The organism is Streptomyces atroolivaceus (genome assembly GCF_000717025.1).
Taxonomy (GTDB): Bacteria; Actinomycetota; Actinomycetes; order Streptomycetales; family Streptomycetaceae; genus Streptomyces; species Streptomyces atroolivaceus.
This window is the reverse complement of the sequence record NZ_JNXG01000001.1, coordinates 509,649-528,623: the sequence shown is the minus strand read 5'-3', so window position 1 is coordinate 528,623 and position 18,975 is coordinate 509,649. Positions and strand designations below refer to the sequence as shown.

Annotated in this window: 11 protein-coding genes, 1 tRNA gene and 1 pseudogene; 2 read left to right on the top strand and 11 right to left on the bottom strand. The window is 65.6% G+C overall.

Annotated elements, in window-relative coordinates:
- Positions 1–411 precede the first annotated feature (411 nt).
- The 8 genes and pseudogenes from drmB to OO67_RS39500 form a co-directional block, all read right to left on the bottom strand.
- Positions 412–2,214 carry a DUF1998 domain-containing protein gene (gene drmB / locus OO67_RS02330; protein ID WP_033296855.1) on the bottom strand — a complete coding sequence of 601 codons (1,803 nt, stop codon included), beginning with the start codon at positions 2,212–2,214 and terminating at the stop codon, positions 412–414.
- Entirely contained in the window at positions 2,195–4,675 is a 2,481-nt protein-coding gene (locus OO67_RS02325; protein ID WP_244300002.1) for a helicase-related protein, read from the bottom strand. Before OO67_RS02325 ends, drmB begins: the two co-directional genes overlap by 20 nt.
- A 695-nt stretch (positions 4,676–5,370) precedes the next feature.
- On the bottom strand, positions 5,371–6,888 hold the full coding sequence (locus OO67_RS02320) for a nuclease-related domain-containing DEAD/DEAH box helicase (protein WP_033296853.1): 1,518 nt from the start codon (positions 6,886–6,888) through the stop codon (positions 5,371–5,373).
- Positions 6,885–11,606 carry a DEAD/DEAH box helicase gene (locus OO67_RS02315; protein ID WP_033296852.1) on the bottom strand — a complete coding sequence of 1,574 codons (4,722 nt, stop codon included), beginning with the start codon at positions 11,604–11,606 and terminating at the stop codon, positions 6,885–6,887. Before OO67_RS02315 ends, OO67_RS02320 begins: the two co-directional genes overlap by 4 nt.
- A gap of 603 nt (positions 11,607–12,209) precedes the next feature.
- Positions 12,210–12,517: pseudogene (locus tag OO67_RS02310) on the bottom strand (hypothetical protein).
- Positions 12,514–13,257, bottom strand: a complete 744-nt coding sequence (locus tag OO67_RS02305) for a GntR family transcriptional regulator (RefSeq protein ID WP_033296851.1) — start codon at positions 13,255–13,257, stop codon at positions 12,514–12,516. Before OO67_RS02305 ends, OO67_RS02310 begins: the two are co-directional and overlap by 4 nt.
- On the bottom strand, positions 13,254–13,478 hold the full coding sequence (locus OO67_RS02300; protein WP_033296850.1) for a hypothetical protein: 225 nt from the start codon (positions 13,476–13,478) through the stop codon (positions 13,254–13,256). The genes OO67_RS02305 and OO67_RS02300 overlap by 4 nt, the downstream gene beginning before the upstream one ends.
- Positions 13,479–14,001: 523 nt before the next feature.
- Entirely contained in the window at positions 14,002–14,280 is a 279-nt protein-coding gene (locus tag OO67_RS39500) for a hypothetical protein (RefSeq protein ID WP_033296849.1), read from the bottom strand.
- A gap of 78 nt (positions 14,281–14,358) precedes the next feature.
- Between OO67_RS39500 and OO67_RS02290 the strand changes: the two genes are divergently transcribed.
- Positions 14,359–15,114 (top strand): GntR family transcriptional regulator, encoded by a 756-nt coding sequence (locus OO67_RS02290; protein ID WP_033296848.1) that lies wholly within the window; start codon positions 14,359–14,361, stop codon positions 15,112–15,114.
- A gap of 161 nt (positions 15,115–15,275) precedes the next feature.
- On the opposite strand, the gene OO67_RS38515 is transcribed toward OO67_RS02290, so the two are convergent.
- Together OO67_RS38515 and OO67_RS38510 are read right to left on the bottom strand one after the other, a co-directional pair.
- Positions 15,276–15,360: transfer RNA gene (locus OO67_RS38515), tRNA-OTHER, on the bottom strand.
- A gap of 183 nt (positions 15,361–15,543) precedes the next feature.
- Positions 15,544–16,425 carry a hypothetical protein gene (locus OO67_RS38510; protein WP_157841644.1) on the bottom strand — a complete coding sequence of 294 codons (882 nt, stop codon included), beginning with the start codon at positions 16,423–16,425 and terminating at the stop codon, positions 15,544–15,546.
- A gap of 393 nt (positions 16,426–16,818) precedes the next feature.
- Between OO67_RS38510 and OO67_RS02280 the strand changes: the two genes are divergently transcribed.
- A complete protein-coding gene (locus OO67_RS02280) occupies positions 16,819–17,595 on the top strand; it encodes an NUDIX domain-containing protein (RefSeq protein ID WP_078597601.1) in 777 nt (258 codons plus the stop codon).
- Here the strand turns inward: OO67_RS02280 and OO67_RS02275 are convergent.
- Positions 17,579–18,706: an NsdA family TPR-like regulatory protein gene (locus tag OO67_RS02275; RefSeq protein WP_063746128.1), complete on the bottom strand. Its 1,128-nt coding sequence runs from the start codon at positions 18,704–18,706 to the stop codon at positions 17,579–17,581. The genes OO67_RS02280 and OO67_RS02275 overlap by 17 nt on opposite strands.
- Positions 18,707–18,975: the final 269 nt, after the last annotated feature.

The following is an 18,975-nucleotide window of genomic DNA, read 5'->3' as shown; positions in this document are numbered from 1 at the left end:
AGTCCCCAGCTCGGCGGCCGCCTTCCTCCGACTCGGCTGAAGGAGCCCAAGGCCGAGCGCGTCGCGCGTGTGCTCGGAGCCAAAGTCCTTTGAGTAGATCGTCCGGGGCGTGCGCCTCCCTTCGCAGCACGATCCGCCCGTCTCCATTGCCATAGACAAGGAGCCGGGGGCCGGGCCGGCCTCGACGAGAATTCCCATGGGAAGTTCTACGGGGCCGTCCTCACGCACCACGACCTCGTGCACTTCTCGGATCATGACGCCAGGACCGCATCCCGCTCCCGTCGTACGCCGGGGCGGCAGCCGCATCCAGCGTGACCATATCCCGTAGCCGCCTGGCACGGGTTCGCAACCCGAAGCGAGCTGCTTCGGCCCGTCCTGCATAGCGCGTCGCAGGACGGCCTGGAGGTCACATCACCCGGGCCGCCGGACCTCCGCCAGAACACCGTCCAGGAGTCCCCTCACATCGCTTCCGCCCAACACCAGCTGTCGATCGAGCAACCGGTTCCCGGTTTCGCAGGAGGTCTCGCTCACCAGGGAGCACCCATGGCAGGCCGAGAGGTTCAGCTGCGAGGCTCCCTGCCGATCGCTTTCGATGCAGACCGGGTCGTTGGAACAGATGTCCGCGTCGTCCAGAGCGGCCACCAGGAGCGGGATCAACTTCTTGGGCTCCCCGAGTCTGACGAGGCCGCCGAGGGTCCCCTGAGCGTCCCCCGCCGCGGTGTAGATCAAGATCCCGGCGGTCTTGTCCGTACGGTCGGAGTTCGCGTAGATCCGCTCCTGCAGCGCGGCGGATGCATAACCGCTTGCGAACGCCAGTCGCCGGATAAGCAGGTGCGCCAGCGTGTGCAGGGCGATGTACCTGGGTTCCGGCATGTCGAGGCGGCTGGCCCAGGGAGAGTCGGCCCTGCGCTCCTTGAGGATGCCGGCGCGTGCCTCCACCTCCGGTTGCGCCTCCCACTCGGCGAGCTTCCGCTCGTCGAACCGCAGGAAGATCCCCTCCCCGAACAGCTCGATCGCCGGGTAGGTGGGCCAACGCCGCTGGTCCGAGCCCAGATCAACGCTGATCATCGCCGCTTCTGCGTCATGACGCCGGAATCCTCGTAGAGCACGGACCTCACGGACCCTGCGCACCTGCCCGATGCCGCTGATCTTGCCGAGCAGACTCTGCGGCCCTGTGACGCCTTCGAGGCTTCGTCCGTCGACGACGAAGTCGCTTCCCGAACCGTCGCGTCCACCGTCCAGCTTCTTCAGGAACGCCGCCCACTCACCATCCTTGAGATCGAGCAGCATCTCGTCCGGTGCGGTCTCCTCCCCCGCCGCCACGGCGAGGACGGTTTCCGGCGTAACTCCGAGATCGTCGGCGATCCACTCCGCCACCTGCTCCGACAGGGGCCCGCCGTTGTCCGTCACCACCTTCTCGAAGAACACGTGCCCGCGGATCTTGTCGGCCGCCTCCGCGGACTGCGGACGTTCCTCGGGTATGTCGAGAGCCGAGATCCTCTCGGCGATGTAGTTGCCCGTGGCACCGCGCTGAACGGCGACCAGCTCGTACGGGCAGGGCTTCTTGACGGAGTCCTCCGGCTCCCAGGGTTGCCGCCCCGCGCAACGGATCCCGTCCCGGTGCAGAGCCCCCTTCGTCACGAGTTCCGCGAGCCTGCGCTCGTTTCCGCATCCATAGCACTTCACCACCAACGCGGCGAGACCTTCGCCACGGGTAGCCAACTTGTGGAACCTGAGCGCCTTGTAATCGCGGCAGAAACGGACCGCTTCGCTCAGGCTCGCCCCGCGCCCACGATGCGCCCACTTGAACCAGTTGACGTCCTGGGCGTGGCTGCCCTTCTCACAGACGGCGATGTAGCGCATCGGTACGAGCGCGCCGCCACACTCACAGGCGTTACTCCACTTACCTTTCTTTTTCCCGGTCAGCTTCGAGAGCTTGTCGCAGCGTTCGCAGAACCGCCAAGCGGGAAAGCGCCAGTAGGGCAACGCGGGAGTGTCCTTGCCGGCGCGACCCGCATGTTCCGGCGGTTGCCTGAGGACGCCGGCACCGAGGCGCGCCATCAGACGCTCACAGCTGATCTCATGGGCGAATCTCTTGTCCCACCAGGACGTGTCCGGCGCCATGAGCGACTCACCCCGGACGTCGACGATCGCTCCCACACCGAACGGCGAGATCGTCTCGGAGAGGCGCAGGTCATGCCTGATCTTCTCCACGGTGCACCTCCTCCTGCGGCTCCTGGACCTCGACCGCCACGTTTGGCTCCACAGACCTCATCGAGTCTCCGACGAGCCACCCTTCTCCGGGCTGACCGAACCTCTTCAACAGAGCTGCTTGATCCTTCTTCGTGCGCTGGTAGTACAGCGGCTCGTCCGCCTCGCGTGCCTGTGCCGCCCGCCGGTCCCAATCCCTCAGAAGGCTGCCCACCGCAGAGCGCGTCTCCTCCGCTTCGAGACCGTCGGCGCGCGTCACGTAACCGAGAAACCCGTCGACGAGTCGGTCGACCGCTTCGCGGATCCTGTCGTCCCCGAGGTCGAGCCGACCCGCGGCGTCGTTCGGGGCGAGCGCGCTGAACGACTGCCTCAACAGCGCCACGAGTGCGCCGGCGAGCGAGCGGTTGCGCGAGGCCAACGACCACGGCGTGACACTCGTGGGCTCTACGCTCCGGTAAAGAGCCTCGTGATAACCGCGGAAGGTCTCGAAGTGCGATCGGTCGCGGGCCCTGCTCGACCGGAACAGCGTGACAACGACGCCTTGCGTGTCTCCACGCCCGACACGGCTGGTGGCCTGGATGTACTCGGCCGTGGTCTTCGGCTGCCCCACCATGAGCATCAGCGCGAGCCTCGGAATGTCGATGCCCACGGAGAGCATGTTCGACGAGAGGACCACGTCCACGGCCTCCGACGACTCGTCGACCCCGATCCGGAGCGCACGGAGGTCGTTCGGCAGCTCCTCCGCTCCGCGGCGACTCGTCAGTTCGAGGACCTTTCCGGCTCTGACGGGACGCAGCGGGAAACCGAACCTTTCGGCACGAGGCTCCAGACGGCCGTTGACGTCGTCGACGACCAGAGTTCCGGTACGCCCGAGCTCGCGGAGGCTGTTGTGATACATGACCAGCGTCCAGTACGCGTCCCGTGGCACGGCGGACGGAGCGCGGGCGGCGAGTGCCTCCGGCATCTCCACCATGGGGGTGACGGCGGCGATGACGGCCGACGGCTGCGAGACCGACTGCGGCATCAAACCGACGTAGAGACGCCCTTCTCCGCTCTCGACGGGGCGGGAGAAGAACGTGCGGTCGTCGTCGAGCCCCGACGGCGGGTACAGGGCGACTTTTCGTCCGTAGAGCCCTCCCACCTGTTCCTCGGACGCGCGGATGGTGGCCGTCGAAGCCACGATCTTGGGGCTGACCCCCGACCGGCTCAGCAGGAGCTGGATCACCGCGTCGAAAACGGCGACGGTGGTCCCGAGCGGCCCCGAGAGCAGGTGCAACTCATCCTGAATGATCAAGGACGGTTGCTTGAAAATGGTCCCGAGACCGAGCAGCCTCCCGGCTTCCGGCTTGAACTGCAGACGTGCGAACTTGTCGACGGTGGCCAGCAGGATCGTGGGCGGTTCCTCGTACAGCACCTCGTCGACGACCGCGAGCGGAAGCCCGTCGGTGAACTCGCACGACTCGTCGACGCAATGGAGTACGACGTCCGGTCCCACCAGACGCATGCCGTAGTCATGCGTCTTGTCGCTCCTGAGCTTCGGCACCATCGGCGTCAAACACCACGGGCAGCTCTCGACCTGGAACTCGTTCGCCTCTTCCGGACGCGCGGCCTTCTGAAGACGCTTGAGCGCGTCACGCGCCTCTCCACGCGTACCGGGGGTGACTTCGTTGCCGACCCACAGACCGATCGAGAAAGGCGCCATCCCCTTCGCCCGGCCGTCCGTGGCCCGCAACCTCTCCATCGCACAGACCAATGCCGCAGCCCGCTGGAATTGCTGAGCAGTCAGGAGCCGCAGGGTGTAGCGGGTGATGACGGCGGTTCCCCCACCGGCCGTACCGTGGTCGAGCCGTCGGCGGAAGACCTCGATCGCGGCGAGACCCAGGTATGCCTCGGTCTTACCACCACCGGTCGGAAACCAGATGAGGTCGACGAGTCCCCGGTCCTCGTGCCTCTCGTCAACGGTGGAAGCCAGCGAGACTAGCAGGAAGCCGAGTTGGAACGGTCGCCACTCCGGTTCCCGCACCTGGCCCTCCGGATCCCCACGGTTGATCGCCCCCTGCCGCATCTGAAGGCGCATGGCGGCCATACCGAGTGAGAATGCCGTTCGGAGATGTTGCTGTTCCGGTGACCGGAGGAGGTCGACACCCTTCTTCATCCTGCCGACCGTGTTCTCCGAACGTTCGGCGATACGGACGGCCACGGCTTTGTCGTCGCCGAACGCTTCCGCCCGTTCCATCTGCCGGGACGTCCAGCCGGCGAACGCCTCGACGAAGGCGTCCAACGATTGAAGTACCGCTCCGGGGTCCTCGTCGATCTGCTGGAGGTGTCTCAGCTCCAAGGCCCCGGCTTCGGCCGTCCCCTCGTCGAAACCCGTGGTCTCGACGGCGGGCACCACGAACGCCGGGACGGGTTCGAGGAAGATCCGTGTGCAAATCCCAGCCGTAAACTCCCAGTCTGCGGCCATTCCGTGCCCGACCGCGTAGACCTTTCGGTTGCGGTACCGCAGACGCAGCTCGGCGGCTTCCGGATCGGCGTCGAACGAACGCGTCGTGTCGTACTCCAGGATCTCTGCACCAGCGGACGGAGTGACGGCCAGACGGACCTGGAACAGCATCCCGGGGATGTCGAGACGGTCGTCGCCCGTGGACTCGGTCAGAACCCGTACATGGACGGTGACCAACGAGTTTCCCCCGAACACGCGCCAGCGCGATCCGACCTCGACCGAAACACCCCCCACGGACAGGCGTTCGATCTTCTTCTCCCGCCGGAGCTCGATGACGCCAGCGGAGAAGGGAGTACGCCGCCATCCGGGTGGCCCGTCCCCGTCGACGATGGCGTACGTGCCGCACGAGAAGTCGACGCCGATGGAATCGCCGTCGGTGACAAAGGAGATCGCGACGGACGAGGGCCTCCAGTCCTCTGCCAGGGGGACCCCGGCGCCGTTCTCCTCCACCTCGCCGTCCGGGACGTCGGCGGAAACGTCTTCGTCCGTGTCTCCACCGCCGTGAGTCCCTCGATTCCCGGCCTCGACCGGGAACAGCATGCCGACGGCGTACTGCCGGTGAGGCAGGTTCGTCGTGACCTCGTCGTCCCCCGCCTCGGGCCCTACGTAGGACTCTCGAAGGTGTTCCAGGGCCTTCCTCTGAGCCACGGTGAGGTTCACTTGCAGACCTGCTTTCGAAGAAGAGCCTGGAGCCGCTTCTTGTCCTCTTTGGACGCGATCACGTGGAGTGTGACCCGCGCCCTCGTGACTGCCACGTAGAAGGCGGCCAGGCCCCGATCGTCGTACTCACGGGGCAGGCCGCAGACGATGACGTGCTCTGCTTCCAGCCCCTTGGCGAACCGCGGGTTCGTCACGAGGAACCCGGCCTCGCTTCTATAAGGCTCGGCGCCCTGGGAGACGTTGATGATCCAGATGTCTTGACGACGAACGCCGCCCGAGACGAGGTCCCGGGCCACGGATTCCGCCGCGTCGACGTCGGCCGTCCCATCGGACCACCGCCATTCCACTCGGTCACCGTGGACGATGCCCGGGTCTCCGACGTCGGCGCCCAGGTATTCCTGCACGACGTGGACGATCGCCCGGGTGTTGCGGACGTTCCGGTCCAGGTCGTACTGGAGCGCCTCCTGCTGGACCAGCTCACAGACATCCGGGTCGAATTCGCCGTCGACGCGCGCCTGGTTGTTCGGATCCAGGAACATCCTCCATCGACCGCCCTCGCGACCTCCGCGGATCACGGAGTCCAGTGCGTCCATACCCTCGGCGTTCATAAGGTCCTGCGCCTCGTCGACGAAGACGACGTCGTACTGCTTGTCACCTGACAAGTCCGCGAACGGAAGAAGATCGATGTCTCTGCCCTCGATCCGCGGGCCGAAGAAGTCGACGAGGGCGGGTGAGTGGAAGGTGATGAGAACCGACTTTCCCTCGCCCGCCTCCTGCTTTGCGCCTTCCACCAGCACCAGGGACTTTCCGGTGCCCGCACCGCCGAAGACGAGCATCCTCGGGTTTCGGGAGAGCGCGGCCAGGACCCTTGCCTGCCCCTCGGTCGCCCGGTTCTGCTCCTCCAGGACGGCGCCCCGCTGTGCATCAATCACGGGCATCCGCGTGAACTCGCCGAAAAGGCGCGCCCGCAGGGTCTCGGGCCGAGCGATCCTGACTCCGAAGGGTGCGGTCCTGGCCTCACCGGCGACCTTCTCGAAGGCTTCCGTCATCGCCGCGATGGTCATCTGGTCCCTGGCCCACCAGTGGCTCCCCTTCCACTCGACCGCAGCCGGAGGCGCGTCGATGTCGGGGGTGAGGGCGACGGCCTCGGTCGCGACCCAACCGACGCCTTCCTCCTGAAGAATGTCGCGCAACGCGTACATCGCCGACTGCGCCTGGTCCATCGGGGACTCGCGCAGCTTCTTCCAGTCACCGTGGCGGTCGATGGAGTACCAGACGCCGTCGTACTTCCTGACGCCCCCGCCCTTGACCTCGACGATGACGACGACACCGTCCCAGAGCACGACGAAGTCGGCTTCCCCCTGCTGCTTGACCGCATGACTCCGCAGCTTCACCGAGTGGAAGGCGACCGCCCCGTGGGGCTCGTCGATCGCCCGCAGCAGTCGCGCCACCCGCCGTTCGGCGTTGCTGGTGGTCGTCGTCTCGACGTCGGCGAGATCCGGTACCAGGATCATGCTCCCTGCTTTCGCCAGAGGTCTTCGTAGGCGCGGTATCCGAGGAAATCGTTGACCGCCCCGAAGTTGTCGGCGACGTCCACGATGAGGCACTCCGGTTTGCCGCCGTTCGCGGGGCCGCGCAGTCCGCGGCCGGCCATCTGGATGTACGCGCTGGGGCTGAACGTCGGCCTCGCGATGTACAGGGCCCGGACACCCGGTGCGTCGAAGCCCTGGATCAACAGATCGCAGTTGGCCAGGACCCGGATCTCCCCCTTCTTGAACTTCTCGATTACGTCACGGCGTGCCTGCCGTCCGGTCTGGCCGCTGACCGCCTCGGCCGCGACCTGCCGGTAACGAAGCGTGGCGGCGAGGACCTGGGCGGACAGGACGTTCGGAGTGAACACGAGGATCGGCCATTCCGGGTCCCGGCGAAGAATGTCCTCCACGAGGATCCGCATGCGGGCCTGGTCCCGCCCGATGCGGTCGAGAACCTTGGGCTCGAGTTTGCGCCACGACTGCACCTGCTCGAGTTCGTCCGGCTTCAGCGCGACGTCCACGCCCTTCAGCACCTCGTGTCGAACCCGCGCGAGGACGCCCCTCTTCGACAGCTCCTCGTAGGCGTTGCCTCCGAAGGCCCTCATGATGTTGTGGCCGAAGCGGGCCGCCAGCTCCTCCGTCGGCTTGGTGACGACGTCGCTCTTCCCCTTGAACGGGGTGGCCGAGACGCCCACCAGAGGCCGCTCCCAGCTACGGCCGTCGACTCCGAGCCATCTGAGGATCTTCGTGTACATCTTCGACCCGCCCGCCCGGTGCGCCTCGTCGATGAACACCGCGGACGCGCGACTGAGCCACTCGTACTCGGGGGTGTCGGCAACCCTGTCGAGCTTGGCGTCGGTGGCCACGACCACGCTGAACTCGGTGTCGGGCTCGTGGACCACGTTGGAGTTCCAGAGCCTGCCGATGGTCAACGGACGCTCGTCGCCGAGCCATCGCCAGACGGTCTCGAACGTCTGCACCGCCTGCTCGCAGAGCTCCTCCGACTGCGCGATCCAGATCACGGTTCCGCTCATGTCGCCGTCGACAAAGAGGCGCAGCACGGTTTCGGTGGCGACGCGAGTTTTTCCGGCTCCCGTCGGTAGTTCCACCATGCCCTTGCGTGCGCGCCCGTCCGCTTCCCGGGACGTCAGAACCTCCTTTAGCTCCCGGCTGATCTCCTTCTGGAAATCGTGCAGAGGGTTGAGCCTCACGGCACCGGGCACGACGAACTCCTCGTCCTGGTGCCGACCGCGGCGTCCGGCATACTGCGTGCCGAATCCCATCTTCCGGAGCCAGGCAACGGTCGACGCTCCCCCCGACCACGCCGTGGGAACGTCCGTGTACCCCTCGACGCTGAATTGATCTTTGAGGAATCTGATCGAGTCGCTGCCGTAGACCGTCAGGAAGAGCTCCGCAACGGACGTGGAGTCGTCCACCAGGGCCTGCCCTTCGAGTGCCTGCCAGAGCCCCTTCGGCAGGCACTCCTTCAGCGTGTCGTCGCCGAAGAAGATCTCCAGGCGCTCCGCATCACCGGTTGCGGCCCGGGCGGCTTGCCGCTGTTTTTCCAGACGTTGGTCTGCACGTGCTCGGAGGATGTCGCTCAGCTCGGCGTTCGACAGACGCAGGTCGAACGCGCCGTTGGCGATCTGCAGAACGCGCTCTTCGTCGAGGTCGGCATGGACCACAAGAGTCAGCCCCTCGAGATGCCACTCGAGCGTCTGGTCCTCGACGCCGTCCTCGGTGGTCACGCGCTTCGTGATTTGGACGGCCTTCGCCACGGTCGCGTTCACGACCTTGTCCTCGACGAAGGTCGAACGCAGCCCGGCGTACACGTCGATGACGCGCTCCTCGCCCTGCCGGCCGTCGACCAGCAGCGAGAAGGAGAAGCTGTCCTCGAACCGACGACATCCGACCTCCTCGACGAGCAGCTCCGCTTCGTCGGGGTCCGCCTTGAGGTACGGCTTCTGCCTCATGCTGAGGAACGCGCGTTCTTCTTCGGTCGTCGCCAAGTACACCGCGTCGGGTCGCCTCGCCTCGATGACGCGTCCAACCCTGGCGGGGATGAGTGCCGGACGCCCGTCCGGGAATGCGGTCCTGCCGGCAGTGAGGACGAACCCCGTCAGGGCCCCGTTCTTGATCGGCTTGAGGACCTCCGATCGGAGCGCTCCGCGCATGACTTCCGCCGGAACCTCGTCCAGCCCCTTCGGTAGTGCCAGGGCGTCTTCGACGTGGCGCGGTCCGCAGAAGAGAGGCAGCAGGGCCTCGTACTCGACGAGCGACGCGGAGACGACGTGACCGGGAGCCCGGTAACCGCGGCTCGACTTCAGCAGGCCAGCCTGGTCCACCGCCCATCGCACGGGGGAAGCGACTCGGTGGGTGAGCCCCGTGTCGACGTCCGTGCAGAGCCAGTGACCCGTCTCGTCGAGCCTGAGTAGCCTCTCCGTCCAGTGTTCGCGGATGCCCTCAGGCGCCTCCGCCTCCTTCAGCATGAGGAGCGCCGAGAACGGGCCCGGGCCGTCGCCCTTGTCGAACTCGACCTCTTCGACGTGGCGCTCCCCGGGCCCCAACCTCCGGTTCAGCTCATCCAGGACGTACTGGCAGTAGTCGTCGAAATGGACCTCCTCTTCGACCGAGTACGAAGCCACAGGTTCTGTGATGACGCCTGCTGCATGGGCGATCTGGGGAACGCACTTCGTCCTGTCCAGCACTCGGTCGGCAATGCCGTCACCGAGGCCGTCGATGTCCAGTACGTACTCGGGTGACGCCCAGCCACCGTCGCGTGTCGGAACCTTGAGGGCACCTGCCTTGTTGCCCGCCACGACCTTCTGCGCCTGCGCTATGGGCACGTCGACGGCCGCGTCCCAGAACTTCGGAAGCTCGTCATCCTCCGACTCCGGCGACAGCTTGGCCATCCTGGCCTCGAACTTCGCGAGCGGGTCCAGGTCCCGGAAGCCCCTGTCACCGAGCTTCTTCTCGACGCCGGGAACGGCTAGAAAATCCGGATCGACGAAGCACGACCCTTCGACCTCGATGCCCTCCACGCGATGGAGGAAGACCTGACCGCGATCCTTGACGGACTTCATGCCGTCGGTCGTGGGTATGACCTTCGCGGAGCCGATGCCGTCGACTCTGGGATTCCGCAGCACGAAGTCGAACGCTCTCGCGGCAGTGGCCGCGTCGGCCCCCTCCGCCCACTCGCGCAGCCACGACAGGACGCCTCTCTTGGGTACTTTCTCCAGCGCCTTCGCCTCATCCCTCGGCCGCGAGTCGACGAAGGCGGAGGAGACACTGCACACGTAAAGCGTCCGCAGACGCGTCATACGCTGATTGTTGGCGTAGCAACGCCAGTGCGGCACATCGCCACTGGTGTGGGGCGACTTGATCCACTCTTCGTGGTCGCGCTCGGACGCCTCGCTGACGCGGAAGTCGAGAGGACGGAGCTCCGGCGGCGTGCGCAGTGCACCTGCAGCATCGGGGATCAGAGCCCTCTCGCATCCGAGCTGCGGGATATGAACGCAGAGGATCTCATCGCCGAACGAGTGGGTCTCGCGACCACGTGCAGGCATGTAGTCCAAGTGCGCTGCAGGATCGTCGAAGGACGAGACCTTCGGCAACATGTCGAGGAACATCCCGGAGAGAGTCACGAGGATCTCCCGGTTGTACGTGTTCGCGAGCAGCGTGGTGCGGTCGTCGTTCACGCTCCAAGGGGCGTTGAAGAGGGCGGACGCCGACGTCCTGTCCTGGAGCGGGAAATACGACCAGAACCCGCCCGTCTTCAGTTGGGCGAACCGTGCCGGCATGGCGACGGTGACCTTCATCCGGTCACGCGACACCGCTTCACCGACCTCGGTCCGAGCCTCGGGGCTGGGTGCGTGCATCCGATTTTCGACGTACCACTCCTCGTGGTCACCGTCGGGACGCTCGATGCGGAACCTACCGTCACCGAGGTCACGCGACACGTGGCTCGTCACGAAGTCGGCGTCGGCGCCGACGACCCGGAGCCGGACCTCGCGCACCGAGTTGACGAAGAGGAGGAACTCGGAGCGGAACTCCTCGATCTCCCTCCGGAGGTTCTCCAACCTCGACGCATGCGGCAGTCTGACGATCGTCACCGCCCACTCCGCCAGCTCGGCCAGGATCGGGTCCTCGGCGAACTCGACGTCGGCATCGATCCGCGTCAGGGTTCTTAGGACCGGCAGCCTCTTGGATGCGGGGGCGATCGCCGCGAGGGCCGCCTTCGCCTTGGGAGAGTTGAACTCGAAGGCGATCGACCGGCTGAACACCTGCGGAGCGTCGGTGACCGCGAGCACCGACTTGAACCCGAGTCCGAACCGCCCGATCTCCTCGCCTCTCTTACCGCTGAGGTGCGCGTGGGAGAGAGTGGTGAGACCGTTGCGCGAGAACGGACGGCCGGCGTTCGCGCAGTACAGGGTCTGACGGTTGAGGTCGAGGACGATCTCGACCCGCCCGGCCCCCTCCTCGTGCTCGACGGCTCCCGACATCGCATCGGCCGCGTTCTGCACCAGCTCCAACAGCGTGCGGTTCGAGTATCCGCCGACTCGGATGGACTCCTCCTGATTGGCATGCTCCGCAATCAGGTTCGAGTTCGCACGATACGAGTTGATCGCCCGGTCGAAGAGCTCGTCGACCTCGCGAACCAGACACTCGTCGGGAATCCAACGGTCACGATTCGTCGCCACGCCTACCCCGCCCCCGCTGCTGACACAGCAACGCACCGCTGCCAACGCCGCACCGGCATGGCTCCTGAAACGTCGATCACCATATGCATCGACGATGTGTCACGCACCACACCGTCACCCTGCCACGGACTGTAGACGCATCCACTGACAGACCGACCAATTATCGCCAGATCGGTCGCCGGGGCAGGAGAGCAAGAACCTACGCCAAATCTCCACATTTCATAAGGCGCAGATACATCACAGGTCGGTGTCAACGAGTCACTCAGCGAGAGCCGAGACGTCACTGGCTCGGTCACACATGATGTCGGGTCCAGTAAGAGACCGCCGCACGGTTGGCAGCGGAAGGCCCTCGCCCGAGCGGGACAAGGAGCGTTTGGGAGCCGAGCCCCTGCCATGCGGCGTGAAACCAAGCGGGACCACCCACCTGACGAGGGAGAACACGATCCATGCCGACTGGGTCAGCGGCTAAACCTCCTTCGGGACGAAGGGGTCCTCAGGCCGTCCGAGGTAGGCGAAGTCGGCGGACAAAGCCAGAAGCCCATGGCATCTGATCTGGTCAGAGCCACGGGCCTCTCTTGCTATGCCGGTCGGCGGGACCCTGGATCAATAGGCGGACTCACGCGGTTCGCCCGTTGCGGAGGTGACCGCGGCTCGTTGCGATGCGGAAGACGTCCCGCAGAGCCCCGGTCAGCTCTGTCACCAGGCACCGCATCTCGTCGAGCGACGTGTCCTGGTTATCGAGAGCTTCTGAGGCCTCTTCCAGCAGTTCGTTTGCCGCTCCGAGTTGGACCGCTTCCATGCCATCGGCAAGGCGGGACATGTAGCTCTCCGGGTCGCCAGTGCTCAGGTAGCAGGGCCTGCCCCCGGGGCCCGACCCACAGGAGGAGTCGAAGTTCGTTCGGTGTTGTCATCCTTGGGTTGGCCTCTCGTTGAGCACGTGGTGGGCGGTGAAGGCGGCGTCGACTCGGTCTCCCGGAAAGGCCAGGAGCGCGGCTTCTACGACGCGGCCGTTGGTGTCGGTGGCGATGCGCGTGATCGCGAGAACGGCCATGTTGTTTCCGATGCGGAGGGCCGACGCTTCGTCTGGGGTGGGAGAGCGGGCGGAGACCGTCTCTCGGATGGTGGCCGGCGACGGGCCGAGGACGGCGAATCGCGTGGCTGCCTCCCGGCACACGGAGTCGTCGTCGAGGGCTCCGGCGGGGGCCAGGTCGCGCGGGATGTAGATACGGGCCAGGCCCTGCGGTGACCCGTGTTCGAGGCTGAGGCAGGTGTACTCCGCGAGAGGGCTGCCCGTTGGCACCTTCAGCAGCGTCGTCAGGTGCACGGAGGCCGGAACCGTGGTGCTGCGAACCGTGATGCGCAGCGTTGGCTCAGCCGCGGTCCAGGGGTCCAGCGTGCCCCAGCCTCCGACGTACATGATCTTGCGACGTGGGCGACGAACAAAGTTGCCCTTGCCGTGGATCTTCTCGACGAGTCCTTCGCCCTGGAGCAGGGCGAGAGCGCGTCGCAGGGTCACCGTGCTGACCCTGTACCTGGCGGCCAGACCGGCTTCGGACGGGAGGCGTTCGCCAGGCTTGATGCTGCCCGTCGTGATCTGGTGGCGTAGGTCGTCAGCGATGTCGTGGTGGCGTCGAGGCACTGAGCCGGTCACCGCCTTCTCCGGAGACGCAGGGCGATGAGCCGGGTGCGGGCGTGTAGGGCCAGTAGTTCGCCCGACTCGAAGACCAGTTGCTTGGCCCCCTGGGGGAGCTGGAAGAGGTCGCTCACCTGGCAGGCTCGGCCGCCGAGTTGGATGATGTCGCCGCGCTGCACGGTTGCCGCGGTGACCTCGACGGGGGAGGCCAGCGCACCGACGAGGGCTCGGTCCCTCACGCCGTCACCTCCACGTGCACCGACGAGTCTGGCATCGAGTGGCACGGGCAGTCACACACCTCATAGATCACCGGTACGTCAGTCGGTGCCAGAGCCGGGGAGGGCTCGATGCAGGAGTGGTGTGTGCCGATCCAGCACGCGATCGAGCGGTACGGGACGGGAGCTGCGCCCGTGGGGTGTGGTTGTCGGCGAGGTGGCATCAGTGGGCCCCCGCGAGGGCCGACCAGGCGTCGGCCGGCAGATGGGGGGCGACGAGCACTGTGCGCGTCCGGACTCGCTCTTCCCACGCCAGCAGGTACGGACGGACAAGCGCGACGTCCTCACCCCTCAGCGGGTAACGGTGGACCGCGCCGGCCGAAGCCCGACCCAGGGCGACGGTCGAAGCGTCAGCGGGCACAGGGAAGGTGAGAGGAGCCAGCGGCCGCGAGGGCGTTAAGGGGCGGCGATGCCGGCCCTTAGGGAAGCACCGCACTCTGGTGCGTGAGATGGCATGGCGGATACGGTTGAGCATGCTGTTCAGCTCCTATCGCTGATAGCCCGGTCCCCCGACGTCGCCTGTCGTGGGGACCGTTTTACGTACGACCGCCCATAAGGTGCGGCCGTGCAAGCTGGTGGCCAGGAGCCCGAATCGATCGGCCACGGCCACCGCATCCAGGACCTCCCGCCATGAATCGGCGGAGAGCGTGTCCGGTACTTCTGCCTCGACCGTCGTGAACTGGGTGTGCTCCTCCACGCGCGGGCGGAGGCCAGCGGCAGACAAGCGGGCGGCGATAGCCGCCGCGGTCTCTCCCGAAGCGGACACAGCGCAGCCTCCGTCACCAGCGATCACTTTCAGTGAAGCTAGTTAACTAGATTAGGGCTAGTGGACTAGATTTTCCATATGTCTGAGCAACCGCCGTATCTCCGCATCGCCGACGAACTCCGGCGGCGCATTGCGGAGCACGTCTGGGGGCCGGGGGAACGCCTCCCCTCCCGCGCCCAGATCGGCCAGGAGTGCGGCGTGGGCGAGAACGTGGTGCGCCGGGCACAGGAGCTGCTGATCTCCCAGGGCGTGCTGGAAGGCCGCGCCGGATCGGGTACATACGTCGCCGAGCCCCGGCAGCGAGTACGGGTCGTCCGGTCAACGGCGCGCGAGCAGCCTGGCGGAGCTCCGTTCCGCCAGGACATGAAGGCGCTCGGCAGACAGGGCGACTGGGAGAGCCGGACCGACGCGAAGGTGCCGGCCCCGGCGGAGATCGCGGCGCGGCTCGGGGTGGCCGAGGGCGAGCTGTGCGTGAAGACGACGTACGAGTTCCTGGCGGACGGCAGGCCGGTGCAGCTTTCGACCAGCTGGGAGCCCTACGACCTCACCGCTGGCACACTCGTCGTCCTCCCCGAGGGAGGGCCGCACGCCGGGGCAGGTGTCGTGAACCGCATGGCCGCGATCGGAGTCACCGTCAGCCACGCGGTGGAGCAGCCCGAACCACGGCACGCGACCGCCGAGGAAGCATCGCTACTCGGCATCCAGAAAGCCGCACTCGTGACGCACATCCGGCGGACGTACTACAGCGACGAGGGCCGCCCCGTGGAGACGGCGGACATCGTGGTGCCCGCAGCGCACTGCGAGATCGTCTACGAGATCCCGATCAGCCGCTGACGAGCTGACCCCGGCCGCTCCAACGCCGTGGCCCAGCCGTGCCCCCCGCGTGCCCCTTCCGTGCCCGAACGAGCGGGAAACCAGGGGGAACAGCGGTGCCCGACGGGATACGGGCATGGCAAAGGCCCCCGACCATACGTAATGGTCAGGGGCCTCTCGCCCGCGGTGGGTGTGGGATTTGAACCCACGGTGACATCGCTGCCACGACGGTTTTCAAGACCGTGCAGCCCAGACAACTAACACCGCGCTGACCTGCACTTACATTCAGGGGGTCTTCCCCGACATAAAGCTTGGCCCGCACATGGCCCACGCCTGGCCATGTGGCCGGCCCTCGCTGCGATCAACGCCACGTGTGGGCCATGCGATCGCCCCCCTCATCGCGCTGGCGGTGGCTTGGTGCATGAAGCGCCTCAGGTGGTCGCGACGAACCTATTCCGCCTCCGTCTCAGAGGTGCCCTTATCCACCAATGGGACTTCCTTGAGCACTTTGGGGCCCGTAGGTGCCGCGAACCAAGAAACCTCGTTAATGTCAAATAGCGGCACATTGAATTTTTTCGCAACGCGCAAGTCGAAGTCACCTACAATTCGTTTCGTGCATTTCATTACTTCTGGGAGCATGGATGGGGGAGACACGTAGCGTTCACCCGCAACTAGTGACACACCAAAGCTCGCCATGCTCCGAATGAAGCGCTCGTCAATTCGGGATCTGCGATGAACGATTAGGTTGCGAATTGCCACGGCTCGCTTAACTGTCTCCCAGTCGTCACGATTCGTATGCACCGGCAAGCCTAGGCGTTTCGCGATGTACTCAGCGATTTCCGATAGCCCCTTGAATGAAAGTCGTGCGACGTGTTGTTCAGCAGCCCAGTGAACAAATTCCTCGATGGAAGAATGCTCAAGAACGTCAGCCATCGTGACCTGCTCTTGCGACTTCAGTAGTTGAGGACATGCGATCATAGCTTCGGTCAGAACATCGGTAATGTAGCAAAGAAAGTTTTCAACCGTTCTGACGATCGCCACTTCTGCGCGAGTCGCTCGCGTCTCATTAATCTGCTCCCGGTAAGCCATCGTCTTAGAAAGATGCCTGCGCAAAGCTTCGGGATCGAAACCGCTTTGGTTGAATTCCCCGCGCGGCGAGAGAAAGAATTTTTCATGATGATTAGCCAGAAGTTCACTCGCACTAAAAAGCAACATATCGGACACATGCTGCTTATGAAACTCGGAGGAAGACTCCGTAACGTAGTCCGGAAAAGTGAGAAGCTCGCTCTCGCCCACAGTTAATCCCCATTGCCAGTTGATGCCGATTGGCATTGATACTAAATGACCGGGGGATCACGTGCGGGGGTTTGTCAACACTACGCTGCGCGTAAGCCCTGGATCGTGCCGGTGAGATCGAAGCGCAGAGCATTCTCGATCTGACTTCCTGACTTTCCGTCATCACGTCTGCCCCAAGCGACCACCCTCTCCTGCTCCCCTCCCGGCGGTTCTCAACCCACACGTCTGCTCGGCTCTACCCGGGTCGACCGGTGGACAGGGTGAGATGGGAGCCCACCATGCTCGCGGCCGGGAGCGGCGCCCCGTCAACATCCACCGTCCGAGACGTGCAATGCCTGGAAGAGAGAGTGCCGCATGGCCGAGGCATCCGTTCTACTCCACCGATACGCTGACGGTCACCAGACAACGACCCGGGAGAGTGCGCTGAGGATGGGACCCAAGACGCAGAGGGTCTACGAGACGATTCGAACCTGGATCGAGTCGGGCCGATACAGCGCCGGCGACAAGCTGCCGTCTGAGCGGGCGCTGAGTGCCGAGCTTGGAATCGGGCGCACGGCGCTGCGTCAGGTATTGGCGCGACTCGTTGGCGAGCACTTCATCAAGGCCCATGACCGCAGCTCCTATCGGGTTCTCGGCGGCGGCACCGCGCCCACGCCGACCGAGGGTGAACCCTGGAAGATCCATGGCTCCCGCGCCGTCTACGAGAATCCCTGGGTCACTTTGGATCTCGTCGACGTGGAGCCGCCCGGGGTGGAGCGCTTCGAGCATCACGTTGTCCGGCTCTTTCGCGTGGCCGTCACGGCCGTGATCGACGAGCAAGACCGCGTACTCATGCTGTGGCGGTACCGCTTCGTACCGCAGCAGTGGGGATGGGAGCTCCCCGGGGGCATCGTGGACGCCGGTGAGGATGCGGCCGCCACAGCTGTCCGCGAGACGGAAGAGGAGACGGGTTGGCGCCCGGGGCCCGTCGAACACGTTGTGAGCTATCAGCCGATGATCGGCATGGTGGACTCCCCTCACGAGATCTTCATCGCTCGGGGTGCTGAGAAGGTGGGCGACCCCACCGACGCGGAAGAAGCGGGGGAAGTCGCCTGGGTGCCCCTTGATGACATTCCGCGGCTGATGTCCGAGGGCAAGCTCATGGGATCCGGCACGCTCGTAGCGCTGCTCCACATCCTGGCGGCCCGCCCTAGAGGCGCCCAGTAAGAAGCTCCACACGTCGGCGATACCGCACGGAACCTGTGCGGTTCGCCAGCATCCTCGCCCGCTGCAGATGCACCCTCGCGTCTTCTAGCTCTCCCCGGGCCAGATGCGCCTGGGTGAGATCACAGTGCAGCCCGGAATTGGCGCGGACGAACGACGCATCCGTGCCAGTCAACGAGGTGTACAACTCCTCCATGGCAGAGGCGTCCCCCAGCTTCACAAGAACGTTGCCGCGCCACCGCGCCAAGTGATCCGTGTTGAGGAAGATGCTCAGCATGTCCGTGTCACGTAGCTCCCCATCATCGGGCAGCAAGGATGTCGCCCGATCGAGGGCCGCCCGTGCCTCTGACTCGTATCCGGCGGTCGCGCACAGCTCAGCCTCTGTGGCGGCAAGCCACGCCCGCAGTCGCGGCGACTGACGCTCTGGGTGCACGCGTTGCGCCTCTCTTGCCAGCTCAATTGCTAGCTTGGGACGGCCGGCCTCAGCGAGGACGTACGCCTGCTCACCCATGGCATGGGCCAGGTAGAGCGGAGAGTCAGCGTCCTGAGCCGCCTTCTTGGCTACCTCATACCTTCGCCAAGCCCTGTCCACGGCACCGCTGTCGAGCGCCTGCCATGCGGCCAGAGTGGACGCCCCCGCGAGGGCGGCGGCGATGGGCTTCCGCACGCCAGGCAGCACCGCGAAAGTAAGCGCGTCTTCCATAGCCGCCAGGTGGCCGGCCATCTGGTCCACCAAGCCCGCGGCGCCCATCTGACGGTCCATTGTGCGAAGCAGCTCGGTCTGAGCCAGGAACGACGGGATCAGGGACTCGCTAAGACTGCCCGCGGCATCGATTCGACTTAGCAGGTCCGCGTAGCCGTCGGCCTGCAACTCCTCGATGTCGGCCACGCCGCGCAGCTCGCTGTCCGTGACCCCCAGGAGCGGCCGGAGGATCGATGCGTACCGGTCCGTCACGGTGCGGCGCCCGTTCTCCCACTCCGACACGTACGTCTTGAGGCTCGCGGCCGAAGCGACGTCTAACAGTCGTTGCTCTGCGAAGCGTCGAATCTCGTAGACCAACCGGTCTTGCGACCACCCGCGCCCGATCCTGGCGATCTTCAGCCCGTTAGTCACGTCGCCTCCGAAAAGCGCAGGTGAAAGCCGGTTAACACCTCTGAGGTTAACCCCAGTTGGCTACCGAGGCACCCACCTTTGGCCGTTCTCTTGAGACACGCACCGACACCGACTCAGCACCAAAGGTTGCATCTGGTGCGCACCAGATGCCATTCTGTTGGTGCGCACCAGATGGGAATTCGGTTCCCAAGTGTGTCGCGCCTACAACTCCACAGCGTGATCCACCGCAGTACGGCGGCCGTGACCGTTCCGGCCGAGGCGAGTGGAGA

What these genes read in the sequence shown, in the direction of transcription:
- OO67_RS02290 (WP_033296848.1), top strand. Translation starts at nt 14,359, where the DNA reads ATGTCTGAGCAACCGCCGTATCTCCGCATCGCCGACGAACTCCGGCGG.
- OO67_RS02280 (WP_078597601.1), top strand. Translation starts at nt 16,819, where the DNA reads ATGGGACCCAAGACGCAGAGGGTCTACGAGACGATTCGAACCTGGATC.
- OO67_RS38510 (WP_157841644.1), bottom strand. Translation starts at nt 16,425, where the DNA reads ATGCCAATCGGCATCAACTGGCAATGGGGATTAACTGTGGGCGAGAGC.
- OO67_RS02320 (WP_033296853.1), bottom strand. Translation starts at nt 6,888, where the DNA reads ATGATCCTGGTACCGGATCTCGCCGACGTCGAGACGACGACCACCAGC.
- OO67_RS02325 (WP_244300002.1), bottom strand. Translation starts at nt 4,675, where the DNA reads ATGGCCGCAGACTGGGAGTTTACGGCTGGGATTTGCACACGGATCTTC.